Source organism: Pseudomonas sp. M5 (assembly GCF_016907075.1).
GTDB lineage: Bacteria > Pseudomonadota > Gammaproteobacteria > Pseudomonadales > Pseudomonadaceae > Aquipseudomonas > Aquipseudomonas putida_E.
The window spans coordinates 3,444,811-3,468,184 of record NZ_JAFBBH010000001.1 but is presented as its reverse complement, the minus strand read 5'-3'; the positions used below and the strand labels follow the sequence as shown (position 1 = coordinate 3,468,184).

Annotated in this window: 23 protein-coding genes and 1 pseudogene; 18 read left to right on the top strand and 6 right to left on the bottom strand. The window is 61.8% G+C overall.

All coding sequences use genetic code 11. The features are described 5' to 3' along the window. The first annotated feature begins 48 nt into the window (after positions 1-48). The 6 genes from JOE27_RS15895 (at position 49) to JOE27_RS15870 (ending at position 6,165) form a co-directional block, all read left to right on the top strand. Positions 49-501, top strand: a complete 453-nt coding sequence (locus JOE27_RS15895) for a MarR family transcriptional regulator (RefSeq protein WP_046788346.1) — start codon at positions 49-51, stop codon at positions 499-501. After that, on the top strand, positions 498-2,585 hold the full coding sequence (locus tag JOE27_RS15890) for an FUSC family protein (protein ID WP_204919194.1): 2,088 nt from the start codon (positions 498-500) through the stop codon (positions 2,583-2,585). Before JOE27_RS15895 ends, JOE27_RS15890 begins: the two co-directional genes overlap by 4 nt. Then, positions 2,582-2,794 (top strand): DUF1656 domain-containing protein, encoded by a 213-nt coding sequence (locus JOE27_RS15885; RefSeq protein ID WP_008096887.1) that lies wholly within the window; start codon positions 2,582-2,584, stop codon positions 2,792-2,794. The genes JOE27_RS15890 and JOE27_RS15885 overlap by 4 nt, the downstream gene beginning before the upstream one ends. Beyond that, positions 2,791-3,666, top strand: coding sequence for an HlyD family secretion protein (locus JOE27_RS15880; protein ID WP_119687961.1), 876 nt, complete (start codon positions 2,791-2,793; stop codon positions 3,664-3,666). Before JOE27_RS15885 ends, JOE27_RS15880 begins: the two co-directional genes overlap by 4 nt. Next, the gene (locus JOE27_RS15875; RefSeq protein ID WP_204919192.1) at positions 3,663-5,084 is read left to right on the top strand and encodes an efflux transporter outer membrane subunit; all 1,422 of its coding nucleotides are present in this window, start codon (positions 3,663-3,665) and stop codon (positions 5,082-5,084) included. Before JOE27_RS15880 ends, JOE27_RS15875 begins: the two co-directional genes overlap by 4 nt. Before the next feature lie 100 nt (positions 5,085-5,184). Beyond that, positions 5,185-6,165: an RHS repeat-associated core domain-containing protein gene (locus JOE27_RS15870; protein WP_115273152.1), complete on the top strand. Its 981-nt coding sequence runs from the start codon at positions 5,185-5,187 to the stop codon at positions 6,163-6,165. A gap of 468 nt (positions 6,166-6,633) precedes the next feature. Here the strand turns inward: JOE27_RS15870 and JOE27_RS15865 are convergent, their stop codons facing one another. Then, positions 6,634-7,089, bottom strand: coding sequence for a transposase (locus tag JOE27_RS15865; protein WP_115273151.1), 456 nt, complete (start codon positions 7,087-7,089; stop codon positions 6,634-6,636). Between the two features lie 517 nt (positions 7,090-7,606). Here JOE27_RS15865 and JOE27_RS15860 point away from each other — a divergent pair. The 3 genes from JOE27_RS15860 (at position 7,607) to JOE27_RS15850 (ending at position 8,856) form a co-directional block, all read left to right on the top strand. Further along, positions 7,607-7,870, top strand: coding sequence for a hypothetical protein (locus JOE27_RS15860; protein WP_012316800.1), 264 nt, complete (start codon positions 7,607-7,609; stop codon positions 7,868-7,870). Beyond that, positions 7,867-8,115: a DUF3077 domain-containing protein gene (locus JOE27_RS15855; protein ID WP_115273150.1), complete on the top strand. Its 249-nt coding sequence runs from the start codon at positions 7,867-7,869 to the stop codon at positions 8,113-8,115. Before JOE27_RS15860 ends, JOE27_RS15855 begins: the two co-directional genes overlap by 4 nt. Positions 8,116-8,403: 288 nt before the next feature. Continuing rightward, positions 8,404-8,856, top strand: a complete 453-nt coding sequence (locus tag JOE27_RS15850; RefSeq protein ID WP_012316798.1) for a YaiI/YqxD family protein — start codon at positions 8,404-8,406, stop codon at positions 8,854-8,856. Here JOE27_RS15850 and elbB read toward each other — a convergent pair whose 3' ends face one another. Next, positions 8,857-9,522: an isoprenoid biosynthesis glyoxalase ElbB gene (gene elbB / locus JOE27_RS15845; protein WP_115273149.1), complete on the bottom strand. Its 666-nt coding sequence runs from the start codon at positions 9,520-9,522 to the stop codon at positions 8,857-8,859. Positions 9,523-9,635: 113 nt separating this feature from the next. On the opposite strand from elbB, the pseudogene JOE27_RS24885 reads away from it, so the two are divergent. Next, positions 9,636-10,262 (top strand): annotated as a pseudogene (locus JOE27_RS24885) (sterol desaturase family protein); the annotation flags it as partial. A gap of 501 nt (positions 10,263-10,763) precedes the next feature. Here the strand turns inward: JOE27_RS24885 and JOE27_RS15835 are convergent. Next, on the bottom strand, positions 10,764-11,408 hold the full coding sequence (locus JOE27_RS15835) for a DedA family protein (RefSeq protein ID WP_080952215.1): 645 nt from the start codon (positions 11,406-11,408) through the stop codon (positions 10,764-10,766). 215 nt (positions 11,409-11,623) lie between these two features. Between JOE27_RS15835 and ppk1 the strand changes: the two genes are divergently transcribed. After that, complete coding sequence (gene ppk1, locus JOE27_RS15830) at positions 11,624-13,864, top strand: polyphosphate kinase 1 (RefSeq protein ID WP_204919189.1); 2,241 nt, start codon at positions 11,624-11,626, stop codon at positions 13,862-13,864. Here ppk1 and ppx read toward each other — a convergent pair. Next, positions 13,851-15,353 (bottom strand): exopolyphosphatase, encoded by a 1,503-nt coding sequence (gene ppx, locus JOE27_RS15825; RefSeq protein ID WP_046788189.1) that lies wholly within the window; start codon positions 15,351-15,353, stop codon positions 13,851-13,853. The genes ppk1 and ppx overlap by 14 nt on opposite strands. Positions 15,354-15,596: 243 nt before the next feature. On the opposite strand from ppx, the gene trxA reads away from it, so the two are divergent. The 5 genes from trxA to JOE27_RS15800 all read left to right on the top strand — a co-directional run bounded on the left by trxA (position 15,597) and on the right by JOE27_RS15800 (position 20,945). Next, positions 15,597-15,926: a thioredoxin TrxA gene (trxA, locus tag JOE27_RS15820; protein ID WP_012316792.1), complete on the top strand. Its 330-nt coding sequence runs from the start codon at positions 15,597-15,599 to the stop codon at positions 15,924-15,926. A 228-nt stretch (positions 15,927-16,154) separates the two neighbouring features. Further along, on the top strand, positions 16,155-17,414 hold the full coding sequence (gene rho, locus JOE27_RS15815; protein WP_003253661.1) for a transcription termination factor Rho: 1,260 nt from the start codon (positions 16,155-16,157) through the stop codon (positions 17,412-17,414). 200 nt (positions 17,415-17,614) lie between these two features. After that, positions 17,615-19,081 carry a 4-hydroxy-3-polyprenylbenzoate decarboxylase gene (gene ubiD / locus JOE27_RS15810; RefSeq protein ID WP_046788190.1) on the top strand — a complete coding sequence of 489 codons (1,467 nt, stop codon included), beginning with the start codon at positions 17,615-17,617 and terminating at the stop codon, positions 19,079-19,081. Further along, positions 19,081-20,049, top strand: coding sequence for a CDP-6-deoxy-delta-3,4-glucoseen reductase (locus JOE27_RS15805; protein ID WP_046788191.1), 969 nt, complete (start codon positions 19,081-19,083; stop codon positions 20,047-20,049). The genes ubiD and JOE27_RS15805 overlap by 1 nt, the downstream gene beginning before the upstream one ends. Positions 20,050-20,294: 245 nt before the next feature. Next, positions 20,295-20,945, top strand: a complete 651-nt coding sequence (locus JOE27_RS15800) for a gamma-glutamylcyclotransferase (RefSeq protein ID WP_046788192.1) — start codon at positions 20,295-20,297, stop codon at positions 20,943-20,945. 70 nt (positions 20,946-21,015) lie between these two features. Here the strand turns inward: JOE27_RS15800 and JOE27_RS15795 are convergent, their stop codons facing one another. Then, positions 21,016-21,993: an NADPH:quinone oxidoreductase family protein gene (locus JOE27_RS15795; RefSeq protein ID WP_119687955.1), complete on the bottom strand. Its 978-nt coding sequence runs from the start codon at positions 21,991-21,993 to the stop codon at positions 21,016-21,018. A gap of 156 nt (positions 21,994-22,149) precedes the next feature. Here JOE27_RS15795 and JOE27_RS15790 point away from each other — a divergent pair, with 156 nt between their 5' ends. Beyond that, a complete protein-coding gene (locus tag JOE27_RS15790) occupies positions 22,150-22,554 on the top strand; it encodes a flagellar basal body-associated protein FliL (RefSeq protein ID WP_046788194.1) in 405 nt (134 codons plus the stop codon). A gap of 33 nt (positions 22,555-22,587) precedes the next feature. Here the strand turns inward: JOE27_RS15790 and JOE27_RS15785 are convergent, their stop codons facing one another. After that, on the bottom strand, positions 22,588-23,040 hold the full coding sequence (locus JOE27_RS15785; RefSeq protein ID WP_039603540.1) for an EVE domain-containing protein: 453 nt from the start codon (positions 23,038-23,040) through the stop codon (positions 22,588-22,590). Positions 23,041-23,218: 178 nt separating this feature from the next. Between JOE27_RS15785 and JOE27_RS15780 the strand changes: the two genes are divergently transcribed. Then, on the top strand, positions 23,219-23,368 hold the full coding sequence (locus JOE27_RS15780; RefSeq protein ID WP_168216575.1) for a hypothetical protein: 150 nt from the start codon (positions 23,219-23,221) through the stop codon (positions 23,366-23,368). Positions 23,369-23,374: the final 6 nt, after the last annotated feature.

Below are 23,374 nucleotides of genomic sequence, written 5' to 3'. Positions count from 1 at the left end.
AGGCGTATATTGATAGTTAGCAAACTATGAATATCCTTGGTTCTTTACATGACGCTTGACTCACTGCGCCTGCAAGTCAGCACCGGCATGGTCGTTGCCGCCCGCCATTGGCGGCGCATTTGCCATACGGCCCTGACCAGCTACGGCATTTCCGAAGCCTGCGCCGCACCCTTGCTGATGATCGTGCGCCTGGGCGATGGCGTGCACCAGGTAGCCGTGGCTCAGGCCGCTGGCCTGGAAAGCCCGTCGCTTGTGCGCCTGCTTGACCAGCTGTGCAAGGCTGGCCTGGTATGCCGCAGCGAGGATCCGCTGGACCGCCGTGCCAAGGCCCTGAGCCTGACAGCCGAGGGCCGTGCCTTGGCCGAAGCCATCGAAGCCGAACTGGTGCGCGTACGCCACGAAGTGCTGCAGGGCATCGATGAGGCCGACCTGCATGCCGCCTTGCGCGTGCTCCGCGCCTTCGAGGCAGCAGGCCTTGGAAGCACTGGCGGGGTGGCATGAACGGTTTCTTCAGTTCGGTACCGCCGGCCCGCGACTGGTTCTATGGTGTGCGTACCTTTGCCGCGTCGATGATCGCGCTGTACATCGCACTGCTCATGCAGCTGCCGCGCCCCTACTGGGCGATGGCAACCGTCTACATCGTTTCCAGCCCATTCGTTGGGCCTACCAGCTCCAAGGCCCTGTATCGGGCCCTTGGCACGCTGCTCGGCGCTGGCGGGGCAATCTTCCTGGTGCCGCCGCTGGTGCAGTCGCCGTTGTTGCTGACCGTCGCGATCGCCCTGTGGACTGGCACATTGCTGTACCTCTCGCTGAACCTGCGCACCGCGAACAACTACGTGCTGATGCTGGCCGGCTATACGCTGCCAATGATCGCCCTGGCGGTGGTCGACAACCCGCTGGCAGTGTTCGACGTTGCTTCTTCACGTGCCCAGGAAATCTGCCTGGGGATTGTCTGCGCAGCCGTGGTCGGCGCGATTTTCTGGCCACGACGCCTGGCGCCCGTGGTGGTTGGCGCGACCGGAAGCTGGTTCAGCGAAGCGATCCGCTACAGCGATACCTACCTCGCCCGTGATGTTGCTGCGGACAAAGTGGGCGGCATGCGTGGTGCCATGGTTGCCACCTTCAACTCGCTGGAGTTGATGATTGGCCAGCTCGGCCACGAGGGTGCAGGCCCGCATACCTTGAAGAACGCCCGCGAGCTGCGCGGGCGCATGATCCATCTGCTGCCGGTGATCGACGCCCTTGACGACGCCTTGGTGGCGCTTGAAGGCCGCGCCCCGGCGCAGTTCGCCCAGCTGCAACCGGTACTCGCCGCCGCCCGCGAATGGCTCGAGGGCACAGCACAAAGCGCCTCGGTAGCTCGCTGGACTGCCCTGCACGAACAGATCGACCGCCTGCAGCCCGGCGCCGCCGCCCTCGACCAGCGCGCCGAACTGTTGCTGTCCAATGCGCTTTATCGGCTGACCGAATGGGCCGACCTGTGGCAGGACTGCTGTACCTTGCAGCACGCCTTGCGCACGGATGACCCCAAGCCCTGGCGCGCGGTCTACCGCCACTGGCGCCTGGGCCGCCTGACACCGTTCTTCGACCGTGGCTTGATGCTTTATTCGGTGGTTTCCACCGTGCTGGCAATCATCGTCGCCTGCGGCCTGTGGATCGGCCTGGGCTGGAACGACGGCGCCAGCGCGGTGATCCTCGCCGCCGTGTCGTGCAGCTTCTTCGCCGCCATGGACGACCCGGCACCGCAGATCTACCGGTTCTTTTTCTGGACGTTGATGTCGGTCATCTTCTCCAGCCTGTACCTGTTCCTGGTGCTGCCCAACCTGCACGATTTCCCGATGCTGGTGCTGGCCTTCGCGGTGCCGTTCATCTGCGTCGGCACCCTGACCGTGCAGCCACGCTTCTACCTGGGCACCTTGCTGACCATCGTCAACACCTCGACCTTCATCAGTATCCAGGGCGCCTACGACGCCGATTTCTTCACCTTCCTCAACTCCAACCTGGCAGGCCCTGCAGGGCTTCTGTTCTCATTCATCTGGACCCTGGTGATGCGCCCGTTCGGTGTGGAACTGGCCGCCAAACGCATGACTCGCTTCGCCTGGCGGGACATCGTCGAGATGACTGCCCCGGCGACCCTGGCCGAACGTCGCCAGCTCGGCGTGCAGATGCTCGACCGCCTGATGCAGCACCTGCCGCGCCTGTCGCAGACCGGCCAGGACAGTGGCGCAGCCCTGCGCGACCTGCGCGTGGGCCTGAACCTGCTCGACCTGCTGGCCTACCTGCCGCGTGCAGGCACCCAGGCCCGCGAGCGCCTGCAAACGGTGATCGAGGAAGTGGGCGGCCACTACGCTGCCTGCCTGCGTGCCGGTCAGCGCCTGCATGCCCCTGCGGCGCTGCTGCGCAACATGGAGCGGGCACGCCTGGCGCTGAACCTGGATGAACTGTACGAACGTGGCGATGCCCGCACGCACCTGCTGCATGCCCTGAGCGGCCTGCGCCTGGCATTGCTGCCGGGTGTCGAGGTGATGCTCGAGCCTGCCGAACAACCGCAACTGCCCCCCGGGCTCGACGGAGCGCCCCTGTGATCGGTGAACTGGATATCAGCGGGGTGTTCCTGCCCACGCTGCTGGTGATGATGGTCTGCACCTACCTGCTGTTTCTCGGGGTGCACGCGGTGCTGGTGCGCCTGCACTTCTACCGCCTGGTCTGGCACCGGGCGTTGTTCAACGTTGCTTTGTATGCCGTGCTGCTTGGCGCGGTGGACCATTTTTGCCGAAGCCTGATGCTGCCATGAAAAAACCTTTGCTGACCCTGGGCCGTGTGGTCCTGACCTTGCTGGTAGTGACCTTCGCCGCCGTGCTCGTGTGGCAGATGGTGGTGTACTACATGTTCGCCCCCTGGACCCGCGACGGCCACATCCGCGCCGACGTGATCCAGATCGCCCCGGATGTTTCCGGGCTGATCCAGAAAGTCGAAGTGCGTGACAACCAGACCGTCAAGCGCGGCGACGTGCTGTTCACCATCGACCAGGAGCGCTTCACCCTGGCGCTGCGCCAGGCCAAGGCGACCCTTGGCGAACGCCAGGAAACCCTGGCCCAGGCCTCTCGCGAAGCGCAGCGCAACCGCAAGCTGGGCAACCTGGTGGCGGCCGAGCAACTGGAAGAAAGCCAATCCCGCGAGGCCCGTGCCCGTTCGGCGGTGAGCGAGGCCCAAGTGGCGGTCGACACCGCCCAGCTCAACCTGGACCGTTCGGTGGTGCGCAGCCCGGTGGACGGCTACCTCAACGACCGCGCGCCGCGTAACCACGAGTTCGTCACGGCTGGCCGCCCCGTACTTTCGGTCGTCGACAGTGCTTCGTATCACGTCGACGGCTACTTTGAAGAGACCAAATTGGGCGGCATCCATATTGGCGATGCCGTGGACATCCGCGTAATGGGCGACAACACGCGCCTGCGTGGTCACGTGCAGAGCTTTGCCGCCGGTATCGAGGACCGCGACCGCAGCAGCGGCAGCAACCTGCTGCCCAACGTCAACCCGGCGTTCAGCTGGGTGCGCCTGGCCCAGCGGATCCCGGTGCGCATCGCCTTCGATGAAGTGCCGCAAGACTTCCGCATGATCGCCGGGCGTACCGCCACGGTCTCGATCATCGAGGGCCCGCGCCCATGAAACAGCTGATCCTGGCTGGCTTTTGCCTGTCTCTTGGGGCCTGCATGATGGTAGGCCCGGACTATGAAGTGCCCAAGGACGCGGCAGTGCAGCGCAGCGACCTCAGTGGGCCGCTGCGCCAGGATGCTGCCAGCGTCGTGTCGGCGCCGGTACCCGAGGACTGGTGGCAGCTGTATCAGGATCAACGCCTCAATGAGCTGGTGCGCCAGGCGTTGAGTGCCAACACCGAACTGCGCGTGGCTGCGGCCAACATTGCCAAGGCCCGTGCGCAGGTCGAGGTAGCCCAGTCCCAGGGTGGATTCAACGGTGGCATCAAAGCCGGAGCCCAGCGGTTGCAGGAGTCTGGCGAGGCATTTTTGCTGACCGAGAAGGTGCCAGTGGCCAACATCGGTGATGCGATCATCAGCGCTTCCTACCAGTTTGACCTCTGGGGTACCTTCAAGCGTGGCACCGAAGCGGCCAAAGCCAATGCCGACGCTGTGCAGGCCGCTGCCGATACCGCCCGCATCACGTTGGTGGCCGATGTGGTCAAGGCCTACACCCAGGTGTGTTCGGCCAACGAGGAATACCACATCGCCCGCGAGTCGCTCGGCTTGCAGCAGCAGAGCGTGCAGCTCAACCAGCGCCTGCGTGATGCTGGCCGGGGTGACGAAACCCAGGTCACTCGCTCGCAGACCCAGTTCAAATCGCTGCGCGCAGAGTTGCCGCGCTTCAAGGCCGAGCGTGAAACCGGCCTGTATACCTTGGCCGCGCTGCTGGCCAAGCCTGTGGAGCAACTGCCTGCCGGCACTGCCGAGTGTGCCGAGCTGCCACACCTGAACCAGCTGTTGCCGGTCGGTGATGGCGCCGCGCTGCTCAAGCGCCGCCCCGACGTGCGCCAGGCCGAACGCCAGTTGGCGGCATCTACAGCGAATATCGGCGTGGCCACGGGCGCCCTGTATCCCGACATCAGCATCGGCGCCCAGGTTGGTACCATCGGTATTCTCGAGAACCTGGGTGAGCCTGCGACCAACCGCTGGGGCTTCGGCCCGCAGATCAGCTGGAACATCCCCACCAACGGCACCCGTGCCCGCATTCGCATGGCTGAGGCTTCGACCCAGGCGGCGCTGGCGCATTTCGACGGCGTGGTGCTCAACGCCATTCGCGAAACCCAGACCCGCCTGGCCCAGTACAGCGCCTTGCTCGACCGGCGTGATGCGCTGGCCGAGGCGGAGAAGTCGGCAAAAGAAGCGGCGGACCAGACGCACCGCTATTACCAGGCGGGGCGTGAGTCATTCCTGGCGGACTTGCAGGCGACACGGACCTACACGGACATGCGCGCGCAGCTGGCGGCGGCCAATAGCCAGGTGGCGATGGGGCAGATCGGTGTGTTCCTGGCGTTGGGCGGTGGGTGGAAGGGCGCTGCGGTGAAGCAGTGAGGGCGGAACAGGGTCGTGGCGATACCTGTCACTTTTGCCAGTAGCGAGCTGCCACGAACTGCATCAGCATGGTCTGGGCCCGATACGAGGTCAAACCACCATGAGCCAGAACACGCAGGGTCGAGAACTGTCCTGTACCCAGTTTTTTTACGCGCAAGACCGGCTTGTGACACAGGTGGAGGGCCAGTCAACGCGAACGGTGTTGCGGGCGAGGGGCTTACTGTTAGCGCAGTTGCGTTGTGACGACAACGCACTGCAAACCGTAGTGCTTACGATGGACGCCAAAGACTCTGTGCTCATGGCTTCGGTAAGCGGCGAAGCACAAAGTTTTGCCTACCCACCTTACGGCTCCAAGCAGGAAAGCGCCGATCTCCCAGGGTTGCCCGGTTTCAATGGAGAAACACGGGACGCTGTGACAGGGCACTATTTTCTAGGTTTGGGCTATCGTCTGTACAACCCTGTGCTGATGCGCTTTCAAAGTACTGACAGCTTGAGCCCATTTGGCGAGGGTGGGTTGAATGGCTATGCGTATGTCTCCGGTGATCCTGTCAATTTCAGTGACCCGACCGGGCATATGCCTACTAAGGGAGTATTGCCGGCACACATGAAAAGGCCTCACTCATTGATTGTGTCTCCCAATTCGCAGAAGACCCGCGCTTCGAGGAAGCCTGCGATGAACCGATCTATTTCGACTGCCTCCAGCTCGTCATTATTATCCTCCCCCTCCCCCTTGTCAGGAGGGAGCCCTCCATTGGGTGAACGGTACAGCTCACCAAGCTCTGTATTTTCAAACGCATTCTCAGAAGAAAACCAAGGCTGGAAACTAAACAAGGCGGACGTGAGAAAAAATTTGAAAGTACTGACTAAAGTTGAGCAGCAGAAATTCGATGAATTTCAAAATTCGATTCACAATAAGGGGCTGCCGCCTTGGGAAGCTGTATTGCCTTTAGGTGATGTAGACTACAAACTTTATAGGAAAGATTTAGGGATTTATCAGTTCCGCCTCAATGGCGGTACCCGTGTTCACTTTGAGGTGGAGGGTAAAACCGTGATTATTCGCCAGGTGGGAGGGCATGCGTAGCGTACGCGGCATATTGCCAACCCTGCAGTCGTAAGAAATTTCCGAATATAAAACCAAATGCTTCAGTCGAATTATCCTACGGCGTCTGTCGGAAGGTGTCGTTTTGGCTGGAAAGTGTTCCCGGAATACTGTGCTCAGGTCACCTTGCAAGGCGATCGGGCGTGAGACACTCGGTTTAAACGTGAGTAGCCGACAGCCTTCATTGCGGAAATCCTCACTTCGGCATCATTAGGCAAATGTTTCTCACGCTACAAGGAAAATTATGATTTTTAGGGTTTGCTCGACTATATCGGTGCCGACTATCCGCCGACCGTGCGTGACGGCCAGTTGGGCGCGCGCCTGGCCGTGGCCTACGAAGTCCGTCAGGCGCCGGTGATTACCCCGGACCCCGCCCGTGGTGCTTCGTTGTATGCACACAACTGCTCGATCTGCCACGGTGACACGGGGCAGGCGATGTGGCCATGGCAGTCAAACCCAGATCGCGTCCCAATGCGGATAATCCCCCACCCGCTCAACCAGACCTGCGCGCTTAGGGTTCAAGACGATGTACCGCGCCACAGCCTGCACGTCTTCTTCTCGCCGCAACGCCCGGTCATGAAACCCCTTCTGCCAAAGCCTCCCATATCGCCCGAGATGGCGGTTGATGGCACAGGTGCTGTGCGACTTCACCCGGCGCATCAACGTTTTCAGGCTCACCGGCCCCAGCTCGATCAACCAGTGGAAATGATCAGGCATTACCACCCAGGCTAAAGACCGCGCCGCACCTTCTGCCTCGGCCTGGCGTAGCTGGCTGACCAACAAGCGGGCCGAGTGAAACCCACCCAGTACAGGGGCCCTGTGCAATGTGGTGCTGGTGAGAAGGTACAACCGATGCCTTTCTGAGAACCGGCCAAGCCTTAGCTGATTTGAATGGGGACGATCCATGTTCCCTGCCTCCTATGGTTTGCCTGTGAGGCTAGTAGCGACGGTTTTATCAGGTTGGACGCAATTGGTACCTGCTGTTTCCGCGGGGTGGCCAATCGCCGGCAAGCCCACAGGGAACGCGCAGTTCTTGAGGTCTGCACTGTACTTGTGGGAGCCGGCTTGCCGGCGATCGAGGGCGAAGCCCTCGCAGCAGTCGCAAGCCGTAAGACATTTCTGAACCTGAAACCAAATGCTTCTGTTCTTTCACTCTGGCGACTTATCCTACGACGCCTATCGGAAGGTGCCGTCTTGGCTGGCAAGCGCTCCGGGAATAATGTCCTCGGGTCGCCTCGCAAGGCGATCGGGCGTGAGACACCCGGTTCACATTCGGTAGCGCCGCTCCATGGCGGTCGTGCGCGGGCAGGCTTCGGTCTGGCCGGGGTTACCGTATGTCCCGGGTCTCACCCCGTGCACGACTGCCACCCAAATCCGTGAGACGAGGAGGAAGGCAGGTCAGCCCAACATACGGAGATCCGCCATGAAAAAGCTCGTCCCAGACCCACCTCCATCCGCCCTGCTTCTGCTCGACCCTCCCGCCATCTCGCTCCCGGAACCGCCCAACACCCAAGAGTGCAACGCACTCATCTGCGCTTTGACCCTGACCATCAAACAGACCTCCAGCGTGCTGCTCGACAGCCCGCAAGGCCCTGTGCGTGACGCCATGGGCATGAACATCCGCCTGCTGTGCCGGATGATCAATGCGCTGAACGAGCACGCCGGTGCGCAAGGAGCATCACAATGAGCGAGGGCCTCAACCAAGCATCAACGGCAGGCGTAGAAACCTTCGACCTGTTCAGCCTCAGGCCTGATGTTCCGTTCGATCATGCGTTCTCGCAGCTTTCCGTACTGCTCGGCTGCATCCGCCACCTCACCACAGAAGCAGAAATGGAAAACGACCGCATCGCTGGCAGCGCGGCGCGGATTCTCAGCGAGATGGCCAAGGCATTGATCGATGATCTGGAGCGGGGGATGAACGAGGCTCACTGAGGCTGCGCAGGCTCCATTTGTTGCGATTGCTGCTTCTGCAACTGCACAGGGCCGTTGAAATAGATGTGCCATTGCGTGTTTCTTTCGCCGGGACGAGTAACATGGCCGTTTCGGGGCTGCTACGCAGCCCATCGCCGGCAAGCCAGCTCCCACAGGTACAGCGCAGAGCTCAAGAGCTGCGCGATACCTGTGGGAGCTGGCTTGCCGGCGATGGGCCGCAAAGCGGCCCCAAATCGCTCAACTGAACGGCATCGGGCAAAGCCCCTCCTGGTTCAAGAGGAAAACGCAATGCGCATATGGATCGACGCCGACGCCTGCCCCAAGGCAGCCAAGGACCTGATCGTCAAATTCGCCCTCAAGCGCAAGCTCGAGGTGGTCATGGTGGCCGGGCAGGCCGTGGCCAAACCGGCCTTCGCCGTTGTGCGGCTGATCGTGGTACCCAGCGGCATGGATGCCGCCGATGATTACCTGGTCGAGCACGCCGTGCCAGGTGAGCTGGTCATCTGCAGCGACGTGCCGCTGGCCGACCGCCTGATCAAGAAGGGGGTAGCGGCGCTGGACCCACGCGGCCGTGAATTCGACGAGCGCAACATGGGCGACCGGCTGGCAGTGCGCAACCTGTTTACCGAGTTGCGCGAGCAGGGCCAGGCCGGCGGAGGGCAGGGGCCTTATGGCGAACGCGAAAAGCAGGCGTTCGCCAATGCGCTGGACCGTATTCTGGCCCGCTTGGCCAAGGGCTGATCAGTCAGCCTCGTGGGTCATTTCCAGCACGCGATCCACCAGCTTGTAAATGCCGCCAGCCGCCTCGCTGATCGACTTGGCCACCATGTACGCCGGCGTGGTCACCAGCTTGCGCTGGGTGTCCTCGACAATGTCATGCACATCGCACTCTTCATGGGTGCCACCCATCTTGGTCACCGCAGCAGCAGTATCGGCATCGTTCCCGATGGTGCAAACCACGCCAGGGCCGTAGATCTTGGCCGCCAGTGCCGGTGAAATGCACATCAGGCCAACCGGCTTGCAAGCTTCGGCAAAGGCCTCGGCCAAGGCCAGTACCTGCGGGTTGACCGTGCAATCGCTACCTTCGACGGCAAAGTCGGACAGGTTCTTCGCCGCCCCGAAACCACCCGGCACGATCAGCGCATCGAAGTCCTCGGCCCTGGCCTCGCTGATGTCCTTGACCTCGCCGCGGGCGATGCGCGCCGATTCCACCAGCACATTGCGCGACTCAGGCATCTGCTCACCGGTGAGGTGGTTGATCACGTGCATCTGCGCGATGTTCGGCGCGAAGCACTGCACCTGTGCGCCGCGCTGGTCGAGGCGCAGCAGGGTGATCACGCTTTCATGGATTTCGGCGCCATCGTAGACGCCACAGCCGGAAAGAATCACCGCTACTTTTTTCGTCATGCTCATTACTCCAGTGTCGAGGCGCTAAATGTCCTCTAGTTTGGCAGATGTGGCCATAGGGGTTGCCATGGGTGCATCCTAATCTGTGTGGATACCCTTCGAGGCAGCTGTCCATGGACTTGATTCTGCTGGCCGTACCGTTCTTTTTCGTGCTGATCGCGGTTGAATTGGTCGCCGACCGTGTGCGCGGCCAGCGCAATTTCACCGTGGCCGATTCGATCAACAGCCTGAGCACCGGCGTGCTGTCCACCAGTACCGGGCTGCTGACCAAGGGGGCAGGGCTGGTGACCTATGCACTGGCGTGGGAGCATCTGGCGCTGCTGCACCTGCCGGGCCACGCCGTCTGGGTCTGGTTGCTGGCGTTCGTGCTGTACGACTTCTGCTATTACTGGCTGCACCGCTTGGGGCATGAGCGCAATGTGCTGTGGGCAGCCCATTCGGTGCATCACCAGAGCGAGGAGTACAACCTCACCACCGCGTTGCGCCAGACCAGTAGCGGCTTCCTCTTTTCGTGGATCTTCTACCTGCCGCTGGCGCTGGTCGGCGTGCCGCCATGGGTATTCATTACCGTGGCGTCGCTCAACCTGCTGTACCAGTTCTGGGTGCACACCCGGCACATTCCCAAGTTGGGCTGGCTCGAATGGATACTGATCACACCGTCCAACCATCGCGTCCACCATGCGCAAAATACTGTTTACTTGGATCGCAACTACGGCGGTGTGTTCATTCTTTGGGACCGTCTGTTTGGCACCTTCAAGGAAGAAGACCCGGCCGAGCCGGTGGTGTTTGGCGTGACCACGCCGTTGGCCAGCTGGAACCCGTTGTGGGCCAACCTGCAGTTCTATGCCCAGCTCTGGGACGATGCCCGGCGCACCGATAGCCTGTGGGACAAACTGCGTATCTGGTTCATGCCCACTGGCTGGCGGCCGGCGGATGTGGCCGCGCGTTATCCACAGGCCAAGCAGAACCTGGCGCTGTTCCGTAAGTTCGAGGTTGCCCTGGGGCGGGCGCAGCAGGTTTATGTGGTGCTGCAGTTCGCCGTTTACGTGGCATTGGGCAGCTACCTGATGGGTGTTGCAGAGCAGGTGCCGACGGCGGCCCTGGTGCTTGGCTGGTCGGTGATGGCGCTGGGGTTGTTCGCCCTGGGCGCGGCCCTGGAAAACCGGCCGTGGGCAGGGCGCCTGGAGCTGGCGCGCCTGTTGTTGAATGTGCCTGCGCTGTATCTGGCTGGCGCTCTGGGCTTAGGGGTTGTTACGCCCTTGGTCTGGGCCCTGCTCGCGCTTTACAGCCTGCTCAGCCTCGGCGGCCTGGGCCTGTGCCGCGGCCTTGCGCTCGGCGCGCAAGGTGCGAAAACGCCGCCGCAGCCACAGCAGGGCGCCGAGCAGCAGCAGGCCACCGAGCACCCATAGCTCGTACTTCTTCACGTTGCCCAGCATGCCTTCAAGAATGGCGCCGAAGTGGTACGCGGCTGCGCCCAGGGCCAAGGCCCAGACGGCTGCGCCGATGCCGTTGAGCAGCAGATAACGGCGGGGTGGGTAGCCGGACAGGCCGATAGCCACGGGCATGACCGTGCGCAGGCCATAGACGAAGCGGAAGCTCAGTACCCAGATGTCGGGGTGGCGGCGGATATGTTCCAGCGCCCGGTCGCCCATGGCCTGCCAGCGCGGCTTGCGCGCCAGGATCTTGCGCCCGTGGCGGCGGCCCATGAAGTACCACAGCTGGTCGCCGGCATAGCTGCCGAAGAACGCCACGATCACCACCAGGCTGATGTCCATGTACCCGCGGAACGCAAGGAATCCTGCAAGCACCAGGATGGTCTCGCCTTCAAAGAAGGTGCCTAGAAAAAGGGCAAAATAGCCGAAATCCTGCAGGAATTGTTGAAGCATTTTCTGAGGTGCTGGCGAAATGAACGCGCAGCCTACCCCTTCACGCGCGTTCGTGAAAGTGTCCAGATGTGTCTCGACGTGAACAATTCGTACAAGGACAATGGCTTCAGCCACAAGTCGCGGGCTTGCCTATAGATGTAACACAGACGTCATAATGGCCGCTTATCGTCCCGCTCAATTGATGATAGGGCGTTAACGTCCTCCAGGAACGCCAGATGAATAATGAAGTGCTAACCCCTGTCGCGATCAAGGACGCCCAGGCGGTCCCCGAAGAGATGGTGCAGACCCCGCCGGATCTGCCAGAGGCCCCGGAGCCTGCAGTAGAGGCCGCACCCCCCGCGCCCGTGCATGCTGCCCCCGCGCCGGCCATCGCCATCCCGAGCCTGGACGACAGCAGCCTGTACATTCATCGCGAGCTGTCGCAGCTGCAGTTCAACATCCGCGTGCTGGAGCAGGCGCTGGATGAGTCCTACCCGCTGCTCGAGCGCCTGAAATTCCTGCTGATCTTCTCCAGCAACCTCGATGAGTTCTTCGAGATCCGCGTGGCGGGCTTGAAGAAGCAGATCAACTTTGCTCGTGAACAGGCCGGTGCCGACGGCCTGCAGCCGCATCAGGCGCTGGCGCGCATCAGCGAGCTGGTGCACACCGAAGTGGAGCGCCAGTACGCCATCCTCAATGACGTGCTGCTGCCGGAACTGGAAAAGCACGCGATCCGCTTCATCCGCCGCCGTTACTGGACGCCCAAGCTCAAGACCTGGGTGCGCCGCTACTTCCGTGACGAGATTGCGCCGATCATCACCCCGATCGGCCTCGACCCGACGCACCCGTTCCCGTTGCTGGTGAACAAGAGCCTTAACTTCATCGTCGAACTCGAAGGGGTCGATGCCTTCGGTCGTGATTCGGGCCTGGCGATCATCCCGGCACCGCGCCTGCTGCCGCGGGTCATCCGTGTGCCGGAAGAGGTCGGTGGCCCTGGGGACAACTACGTGTTCCTGTCCTCGATGATCCACGCCCATGCCGACGACCTGTTCCAGGGCATGAAGGTCAAGGGTTGCTACCAGTTCCGCCTGACCCGTAACGCCGACCTGGCGCTGGATTCGGAAGAAGTCGACGACCTGGCGCGCGCCCTGCGCGGTGAGCTGTTCTCGCGCCGATACGGCGATGCCGTGCGCCTGGAAGTGGCCGACACCTGCCCCAAGCACCTGTCCGACTACCTGCTCAAGCAGTTCAGCCTGAGCGAGAGCGAGTTGTACCAGGTCAACGGCCCAGTCAACCTGACCCGCCTGTTCAGCATCACCGGCCTGGACAGCCACCCGGAGCTGCAGTACACGCCGTTCACCCCGGCGATCCCCAAGCTGCTGGTCAACGCCGACAACATCTTCAGTGTCATCAGCAAGCAGGACATCCTGCTGATGCACCCGTTCGAGTCATTCACCCCCGTGGTCGACCTGCTGCGCCAGGCCGCCAAGGACCCGCACGTGCTCGCCGTTCGTCAGACGCTGTACCGCTCCGGCGCCAACTCGGAAATTGTCGATGCGCTGGTGGATGCAGCACGAAACGGCAAGGAAGTCACCGCGGTGATCGAGTTGCGCGCGCGCTTTGACGAAGAGTCCAACCTGCAGATGGCCAGCCGTCTGCAAGCCGCCGGCGCCGTGGTGATCTATGGCGTGGTTGGCTTCAAGACCCATGCCAAGATGATGCTGATCCTGCGCCGCGAGCAGGGCGAGATCGTCCGCTACGCCCACCTGGGCACCGGTAACTACCACGCCGGTAATGCTCGCCTGTACACCGACTACAGCCTGCTGACCTCCGACGATGCCCTTACCGAGGACGTCGGCAAGCTGTTCAGCCAGTTGATCGGCATGGGCAAGACCCTGCGCATGAAAAAACTGCTGCACGCGCCGTTCACCCTGAAAAAGGGCATGCTCGACATGATTGCCCGGGAAACCCAGTTCGCCCTGGAAGGCAAACCCGCGCACATCATCGCCAAGTTCAACTCGCTGACCGATGCCAAGGTCATCAAGGCCCTGTACAAGGCCAGCCAGTCGGGCGTGAAGATCGACCTGGTGGTGCGTGGCATGTGCTGCTTGCGCCCAGGCATCCCGGGGGTTTCGCACAATATCCAGGTGCGCTCGATCATCGGCCGCTTCCTGGAGCATACCCGGGTGTTCTACTTCCTCAACGGCGGCGAAGAGCAGATCTACCTGTCCAGCGCCGACTGGATGGAGCGCAACCTCGACAAGCGTGTCGAGACCTGCTTCCCGGTGGAGGGCAAGAAGCTGTTGCTGCGGGTGAAGAAGGAGCTGGAAGGCTACCTGACCGACAACACCCATGCCTGGACGCTGCAGCCCGACGGGCGCTATGTGCGCAGCAGCCCGACCGGCAACCAGAACCCGCGCAGTGCCCAGGCGACCCTGCTGGAGCGCCTGAGCAACCCGGTACTTAACGTACGCTGAGGACGAAGTTGACCCGGGCCAGCCACTCCGCCTCGTTGGCGAAGTCGGCCTGGGTCAGCTGGTTCTGCTCCAGCCAGCCGGCCGGGAAGGCCACGTCGAGGCTATTGTCTGCGGCCTGCAGTTGCACCTTGGGCATCTGTTGGGTGCCACGGATGTGGTGGAACAGAATGGCGAAGCGCAGCAGTACGCACAGGCGCAGCAGTTTCACGCCTTCATCGCCCAGTTCGGCGAACTTGTCCTTGGGGATGTTGCGGCGGTGGCCACGTACCAGCAGCGCCATCATCTGCTGGTCTTCACGCGAGAAGCCCGACAGGTCGGAGTGCTCGATCAGGTAGGCACCATGCTTGTGGTAGTGGTAATGGGCAATGTCCAGGCCAATTTCGTGAATTTTGGCTGCCCAGCCCAGTAGATCGCGCCAGTTACCCTCTTCAAGGCCCCATGCCTTGGCCACTTGGTCAAAGGCGTGCAGCGCCTTGCGCTCGACGCGCGCAGCCTGGCCCTGATCGACGTGGTAGCGCTCCATCAACGAGTTCAGGGTGCGTTCGCGCACGTCTTCGTGGTGGTGGCGGCCAAGCAGGTCGAACAGCACACCTTCACGCAGCGCGCCATCGCAATGGTCCATGCGTTGCAGTTCCAGCGCGTCGAAAATCGCCTCGAGAATCGCCATGCCGGCCGGGAAGATGGCGCGGCGGTCGGGTTTGACCCCGTCGAAGTCGATCTTGTCGGTCTCGCCCAGCTTGAACAGCTTACGTTTGACCCAGGCCAGACCGTCGGCGTTGACCTCGCCATTGCCCAGGCCAGCGGCCTTGATTGCGGCGCCGATGGCACGGATGGTCCCGGAGGAGCCTATCGCTTCATCCCAGGTCAGGCGGTGCAGGGCATTCTCGATGCTCATCAGCTCCAGGCGCGCGGCAGTGTAGGCCTGGGCGTAGCGGGCCGGGGTGATCTTGCCATCGCGGAAATAGCGCTGGGTGAAGCTGACGCAGCCCATCTGCAGGCTTTCACGCAGCAGCGGCTCAAAGCGCTGGCCGATGATGAACTCGGTGCTGCCACCGCCGATATCGGCGACCAGGCGTTTACCAGGGGTGTCGGCCAGGGTGTGGGACACGCCCAGGTAGATCAGGCGCGCTTCTTCGCGGCCGGAGATCACTTCCACGGGGTGGCCGAGGATCACTTCGGCACGCTGGATGAATTCGTTGCGGTTGCGCGCCTCGCGCAGGGCGTTGGTGCCAACGATGCGCACGGCCCCCGCAGGCATGCCGTTGATCAGCTGGGCAAAGCGCTTCAGGCATTCCAGGCCCCGGACCATGGCTTCTTCGCTGAGCATGCGTGCTTCGTCGATGCCAGCGGCGAGCTGAACCTTTTCCCCGAGCCGCTCCAGGATGCGGATCTCGGTATGGTGAGCCTTGGCCACGACCATGTGGAAACTGTTGGAGCCCAGGTCGATGGCGGCAATCAGGGACAGGTTCTTCGCTAAGGTATGCGGCATGATCTGAGTAGTCTCGGTCGGTAACCCGGCAATCGTGCCACGTTAGCAGGCTGTCGCCAACGCGCGACTCGCCAGGGCTTGATGCAAGGCAATGTGCCAGTCGATGCTATGACACTTCTGTGACAGTTTCGATTCGTGGCGTCTTGCACAACTATAGTGACACTCAATCGTCCGCGACTTCCTGTAGCGCGTGGGTGCGGCTATGATGGGCCACGTTTTTTGCTTACGACCCTGGAGATATCCATGAGCAGCGATCTTATCAAACACGTCACCGACGCCACCTTTGAGGCCGAAGTCCTGCAAGCCCAAGGCCCGGTGCTGGTCGACTACTGGGCTGAATGGTGCGGCCCATGCAAGATGATCGCTCCGGTGCTGGACGACATCGCCACCACCTACGAGGGTAAACTGACCGTCGCCAAGCTGAACATCGACGACAACCAGGAAACCCCGGCCAAGCACGGCGTGCGTGGCATCCCGACGCTGATGCTGTTCAAGAACGGCAACGTCGAGGCCACCAAGGTCGGCGCCTTGTCCAAATCCCAGCTGGCCGCGTTCCTCGACGCCCACCTGTGATGTGAAAAAGCCCCGGAAATTCCGGGGCTTTTCTTTTCCAACCCACTAGACGTCGAAAAAAGCAAGTGTTACATTCGGCCTCGCACTGTTTCTCCAGTGCCCCCTGCACGCCGTCGCCGACGCACTCCTAATTAGAATCTGTGCGCGATCCTATCGCCTTCTAGCGGCGCGGCTTCATTAAGCCAGAAGCTTAATCCTCCCTTCATACATGATTACGTCATTCCCCTTATGAACCTGACTGAACTCAAGCAAAAGCCGATTACCGATCTGCTGGAAATGGCCGAACAGATGGGCATCGAAAACATGGCCCGTTCGCGCAAACAGGACGTGATTTTCGCCCTGCTGAAAAAGCACGCGAAAAGCGGCGAAGAGATCTCAGGTGACGGCGTGCTGGAGATTCTCCAGGATGGTTTCGGTTTCCTGCGTTCGGCTGATGCGTCCTATCTGGCCGGCCCTGACGACATCTACGTCTCGCCCAGCCAGATCCGCCGCTTCAACCTGCGTACCGGCGATACCATCGTCGGCAAGATCCGCCCGCCGAAGGAAGGGGAGCGTTACTTCGCGCTGCTCAAGGTCGACACGATCAACTTCGATCGCCCGGAAAACGCGAAGAACAAGATCCTCTTCGAAAACCTGACGCCGCTGTTCCCGAACAAGCGCCTGAAGATGGAAGCCGGCAACGGTTCCACCGAAGACCTGACCGGCCGCGTCATCGACCTGTGCGCGCCGATCGGCAAGGGCCAGCGTGGCCTGATCGTCGCCCCGCCGAAAGCGGGTAAAACGATCATGCTGCAGAACATCGCGGCCAACATCACCCGTAACAACCCCGAGTGCCACCTGATCGTTCTGCTGATCGACGAGCGCCCGGAAGAAGTGACCGAAATGCAGCGCACCGTGCGCGGTGAAGTGGTTGCCTCCACCTTCGATGAGCCGCCAACCCGCCACGTGCAAGTTGCCGAAATGGTCATCGAGAAGGCCAAGCGCCTGGTCGAGCACAAGAAGGATGTGGTCATCCTGCTGGACTCCATCACCCGTCTGGCGCGTGCCTACAACACCGTGATCCCGAGCTCCGGCAAGGTGCTGACCGGTGGTGTCGATGCCCACGCCCTGGAGAAGCCGAAGCGTTTCTTCGGCGCTGCGCGTAACATCGAGGAAGGCGGTTCGCTGACCATCATCGCCACCGCGCTGGTAGAAACCGGCTCGAAGATGGACGAAGTGATCTACGAAGAGTTCAAGGGTACCGGCAACATGGAACTGCCCCTGGACCGTCGCATCGCCGAGAAGCGTGTGTTCCCGGCCATCAACATCAACCGCTCGGGCACCCGCCGTGAAGAGCTGCTGACTGCTGATGACGAACTGCAGCGCATGTGGATCCTGCGCAAGCTGCTGCACCCGATGGACGAGATCGCCGCCATCGAGTTTTTGGTCGACAAGCTCAAGCAGACCAAGACCAACGACGAGTTCTTCCTGTCGATGAAGCGCAAGTAAGCGTTTCAGGCTGGCAGTGATTGGGGCTGCTTCGCAGCCCATCGCCGGCAAGCCGGCTCTTACAGGTCCTCTGCGATCCTTGTGGGAGCCGTCTTGCCGGCGATGGGGCGCGGAGCGGCCCCAAGTCATTTTTGGCCATTGAGCGCTGAACGGCGCTACACTCTGCACCCCGACCGATACGGCCAACACGAGGCTCATGCATGCAGTATCGCGACTTGCGCGACTTCATTCGTGGCCTGGAACAGCGCGGTGAACTCAAGCGCATCCAGGTCCCGATCTCCCCCGTCCTGGAAATGACCGAGGTGTGTGACCGCACCCTGCGTGCAAAGGGCCCGGCGTTGTTGTTCGAAAAGCCCACGGGCTTCGACATTCCGGTGCTCGGCAACCTGTTCGGCACCCCGCAGCGGGTGGCCATGGGCATGGGCGCCGAGTCGGTCGAGGAGCTGCGCGAGATCGGCAAGCTGCTGGCCTTCCTCAAGGAGCCGGAGCCGCCGAAAGGCCTCAAGGATGCCTGGTCGAAACTGCCGATCTTTAAGAAGGTCGTGTCCATGGCGCCGAAGGTGGTCAAGGATGCTGTTTGCCAGGAGGTGGTGGTCGAGGGTGATGATGTCGACCTTGGCCAGCTGCCGATCCAGCACTGCTGGCCGGGCGACGTGGCGCCGCTGATCACCTGGGGCCTTACCGTGACCCGCGGCCCGAACAAGGACCGCCAGAACCTGGGCATTTATCGCCAGCAGGTCATCGGCCGCAACAAAGTCATCATGCGCTGGTTGAGCCACCGCGGCGGTGCCCTGGATTATCGCGAATGGTGTGAGAAGAACCCCGGCCAACCGTTCCCTGTCGCCGTTGCCCTGGGTGCCGACCCGGCAACCATCCTCGGCGCCGTCACGCCGGTGCCCGATACCCTGTCCGAATATGCCTTCGCCGGCCTTTTGCGTGGCAACCGCACCGAGTTGGTCAAATGCCGAGGCAGCAACCTGCAGGTGCCGGCTACCGCCGAGATCATCCTTGAAGGTGTGATCCACCCGGGGGAGATGGCTCCGGAAGGCCCCTATGGTGACCACACCGGCTACTACAACGAAGTGGACAGCTTCCCGGTGTTCACCGTCGAGCGCATCACCCACCGGCAAAAACCGATCTACCACAGCACCTATACCGGCCGGCCGCCAGATGAGCCGGCCATCCTCGGCGTGGCGCTCAATGAAGTGTTCGTGCCGATCCTGCAAAAGCAGTTCCCGGAGATCGTCGACTTCTACCTGCCGCCGGAAGGGTGCTCGTACCGGATGGCGGTGGTGACGATGAAGAAGCAGTACCCGGGCCACGCCAAGCGCGTGATGCTGGGTGTGTGGTCGTTCCTGAGACAGTTCATGTACACCAAGTTCGTTATCGTAACCGACGACGACATCAACGCCCGTGACTGGAATGACGTGATCTGGGCCATCACCACGCGCATGGACCCCAAGCGTGATACGGTGATGATCGACAACACGCCGATCGATTACCTGGACTTTGCGTCGCCGGTATCGGGCCTGGGGTCGAAGATGGGCCTGGATGCCACCCACAAGTGGCCGGGCGAGACTACACGCGAATGGGGCCGGGTCATCGTCAAGGACGAGGCCGTCACCCGCCGCATCGATGAGTTGTGGGACCAGTTGGGAATAGATTGATGCAGGTAACGTTGCAGCCGTCCGGGGCGGTGCTGGCGCTCGAACCCGGGGAACGGATCCTGGATGGAGCGCGGCGGCTGGGCTATGACTGCCCGAACAGCTGTCGCAATGGCAATTGCCATGTGTGCGCCGCATTGTTGGTCGAAGGTCGCGTTCGCCAGAACGGTGAGGTGCGCGACCATGGTGAGCTGTTCACGTGCATCGCCGAACCGCTGGAGGACTGCGTGCTGCTCTGGGATGGTGTGCTGGCCCTGGGCGAGCTGCCAGTGCGCAAGCTGGCATGCAGCGTCATTGAATGCGTAGAGGTGGGTGGCGATGTCTGGCGCGTGCGCTTGCGCGCGCCGGCTGGCAAGCCACTGCGCTATCACGCCGGGCAGTATCTGATGATCGAGCGCGAGGGCGGCAAGCCGGCGGCCTTCTCCCTGGCGTCTGCCCCCCACAGTGGGCGCGACCTTGAGCTTCACGTGCTGGTCCGCGAAGACAGCGCCCGTCAGCTTTTGGCGCAACTGCAGCGTGACCCTATCGCCCGCATCGAAATGCCATTCGGTGACACCCACCTGGCCGAGCTGCCCGATGGACCACTGGTGCTCATCGCTGCGGGAACCGGCATGGGGCAGATGCACAGCCTGGTCGAGCATTGCCGCGCTCAGGGCTTCAAGCACCCGGTGCACCTCTACTGGGGCGTGCGACGCCCTGAAGACTTCTACGCCATCGAGCACTGGGACGAATGGGAGCGTCTGCCCAACCTGTTCCTGCACAAGGTGGTGAGCGACCTGTGTGGCTGGGAAGGCCGTTGCGGCATGTTGCACGAGGCTGTGTGCGAGGACGTGCAAGACCTCAATACAGTTCATGTTTATGCCAGTGGTTCACCAAACATGGTTTATGCCACGCTCGATGCCCTGGTCGAGGCCGGTATGGATGCGCACCGCATGCGTGCGGATGTGTTTGCCTACGCACCGCGTGGTTAATAACCGAAGTTTCAGGTAGTGGGTATAAGGCGGTAATTCTTACCGCCTTGACTAATAACTTTCACTATACTTGGAACAATGCTCTCCAACCGTCGGAAGTTCGCGTGAAACTTAGGCTTCAGGGCTTGAGTGTTGGCGCGGTTCTATCCTAAGGTGGTTGCAGGCTCCCAAGGCGCTGGCGCAAGCCCCGCCCTGCAGGGCCTTTCGCTATATCAGTAGTTCACAGGGAATAATGGCGGCAGCTTATGTCGGCACTTGAAAGTTTATCCTGGAAAAGCGCTTATCCTCCGGCACTCGACTTCGGCCAGCAACTGACCCGCGAGCAATTGATCAACTCGATGCATACGACCATGTCGCGCCATGACGGTGGCCCGGTCTGGTTGTTCGCCTATGGTTCGTTGATATGGCGCCCGGAGTGCAGTTCGGTAGAGCGCCAGCGAGCACGCGTGCATGGCTATCACCGTGGCCTTTACCTGTGGTCGCACGAGCATCGTGGTACGCCGGAAACGCCAGGCCTGGTATTCGGCCTCGACCGCGGCGGTTCGTGCAGCGGTTTTGCCTACCGCCTCGATGAAAGCAACCTCGACGACTCGCTGATGGCCTTGTGGCAAAGAGAGATGCCGTACCCGGCGTACCGGCCGCACTGGCTCAGCTGCCGGCTGGGTGATGGCAGCAAGGTGCAGGCCTTGGGCTTTGTACTTGAGCGGCACCTGCCGTGCTACGCCGGCAATCTGCCTGATACGCTGCTTAGCCAGATTCTTGCCAGTGCCAAAGGGCGCTATGGCACCACGCGTGAGTATGTCGAGCAGACGTTGAACGCATTGCGCAGCCACCAGATGCCTGACCGCAACCTCGAAGCGCGGTTCAGGCGCTGCCACAACCTGCGTGAGGTCTGATTGGGCTGTACAGGGCTCTTCGCGCGTTTATCGGCGAAGAGCTCTGCAGGGGCAGCGTATCTTTCAATGATTAGCTGGCCAGCAGCACCAGCTTACCCACCGCTTTCCTTTGGCCCAACTGCTCGATCGCCGCGCCCGCCTCGGCCAGTGGGTAAGTCTTCGATACCAGCGGCTTCAGCTTGCCCTCGGCATGCCAGGCAAACAGTTGCTTGAAGTTGGCCGCATTGTCCTGCGGCTGACGCTGGGCAAAAGCCCCCCAGAATACCCCCAGCACCGCTGCGCCCTTGAGCAGCACCAGGTTCGCCGCCATCTGTGGAATCGTCCCGCTGGCAAAGCCGACCACCAGCAGCCGCCCGTTCCACGCCAGCCCGCGCACGGCCTGGTCGAACAGTTCACCGCCGACCGGGTCGTAGATCACATCTACCCCTTGGCCGCCGGTCAGGCGCTTGATTTCCTCCTTGAGGCTGGCCTGGCTGTAGTCGATCAACTCGTCCGCCCCTGCAGCCTTGGCCACGGCCAGTTTCTCTGCGCTGCTGGCGGCTGCGATCACCTTGGCGCCCATGGCTTTGCCGATCTCCACGGCCGCCAGGCCGACGCCACCGGACGCACCCAGCACCAGCAAGGTTTCCCCTGGCTGCAACTGGCCGCGCTGCTTGAGCGCATGCATCGAGGTGCCATAGGTCATGCCAAAGGCAGCAGCGGTGGTGAAGTCCATGCTTTCGGGGATGGGCAGCACGTTGTAGAACGGCACGGCCACCTGTTCGGCGAACGCCCCCCATCCGGTGAGGGCCATCACCCGGTCCCCGACCTGGAAGGCACCGGCGCGCTCGCCGACAGCGGCAACGACACCCGCCGCCTCGCCACCGGGTGAAAACGGTAGCGGTGGCTGGAACTGGTATTTGCCTTCGATGATCAGGGTATCTGGGAAGTTGACCCCGGCCGCATGCACCTCGAGCAGAATCTCGTTTTTCTTCGGTACCGGGCTGGCCACCTCTTCCAGAACCAGGTTGCGTGCCGGCCCCAAGGTTTTACACAACACAGCTTTCATCGGGCTATTCCTTTGCGGGTAGTGGCCGATAAGTGTAGGAGGGCGGCCTGCCGGGTCAACGAGCATGGCCCGCCCTGATGGGGCTGCATAAGCCCGGGCTTGGGTTTGGGCCGCATGCTGGGTAAGCTGGCGCCAATTGTTTTGAGGAGTGAATTCGTGAAAGCGTGGATCTTGATGGTGCTGGCCCTGATGCTGCCAGCGGCGGCCCTGGCCGAAGAAGCCAAGGAAGGAGCCCCCAAGGTCTCCTATATCAGCCTGAGCCCGCCCTTTGTAGGCAACTACGCCCTCGACGGTGGCCCCAGGTTGCGCGTATTCAAAGCTGATGTGGCCCTGCGTGTGACTGGCGACGAGGCAGCCAAGGCGGTCAAGCACCACGAGCCGCTGATTCGCAACCAGCTGGTGGCGCTGTTCACCCAACAGGGTGTGGATAACTTGAGCAACGTCGACGCCAAGGAAAAACTGCGCCAAGAGGCGCTCAAGCAGGTTCAGCAGGTGATGGAAGCAGAAGAAGGCAAGCCGATTGTCGAAGATCTGCTGTTCAATAACCTGATCGTGCAGTGATCAAGAGGCAGGCTGGCCTCTTCGCGGGGTCGGTCATTTGCTCAGCGCAATGATCGCCGCCCACTGCTCGTCGGTCACCGGCATCACCGACAGCCGAGTGCCTTTTTGCACCAGCGGCAACTCCTCCAACGCGCTTTGTTGCTTGAGCAAGCCCAGCCCCAGCACCTGCCTGAACGTCTTCACGTGCGCCACATCTACCGCGCTCCAGGGGTTCTTCTCGGCAGTGGCTTTGGCGTCGTAGTAATGGCTCTGAGGGTCCAGCGCAGTTGGGTCCGGGTAGGCCGCTGCAGTGATCCGGGCGATCCCGGCAATGCCCGGTTGAGGGCAACTGGAGTGGTAGAAGAAAAACTCATCGCCTACGTTCATGGCGCGCAGAAAATTGCGCGCCTGATAGTTGCGCACGCCATCCCAGCGGGCCTCACCCAGGCGGCCCAGGCCTTCGATCGAAAGCTCATCGGGCTCGGATTTCATCAGCCAGTAGGCCATGGATACTGCTCCTGAAAAGGTTTGAAATAACCTGTTGCACGAAACCGACAGCCGGTTGGCGTCAACGTTTGCGTGTCGACGCAGGTTGTCGGAAAATGCGCCGATTTTAACGCTATATGCTCCGGCGGCACCAAGAAGGTCGCCGAGCCAGAACGTATGCCTAGGGGGGCATTCTTCGATGAATCAACGCAAACCGGACCTGCTCTGGGTCCTGGTCTTCATCTTTGGTCTGGGTGTGGTTACCACCGGTTATGCTCAGGGTATCTGGGAGCGCAAGCTCGATACCGCGTACCAGGCACCGGTCGAAGCCGGTCAGCAGCAGCGCTGATCTTCC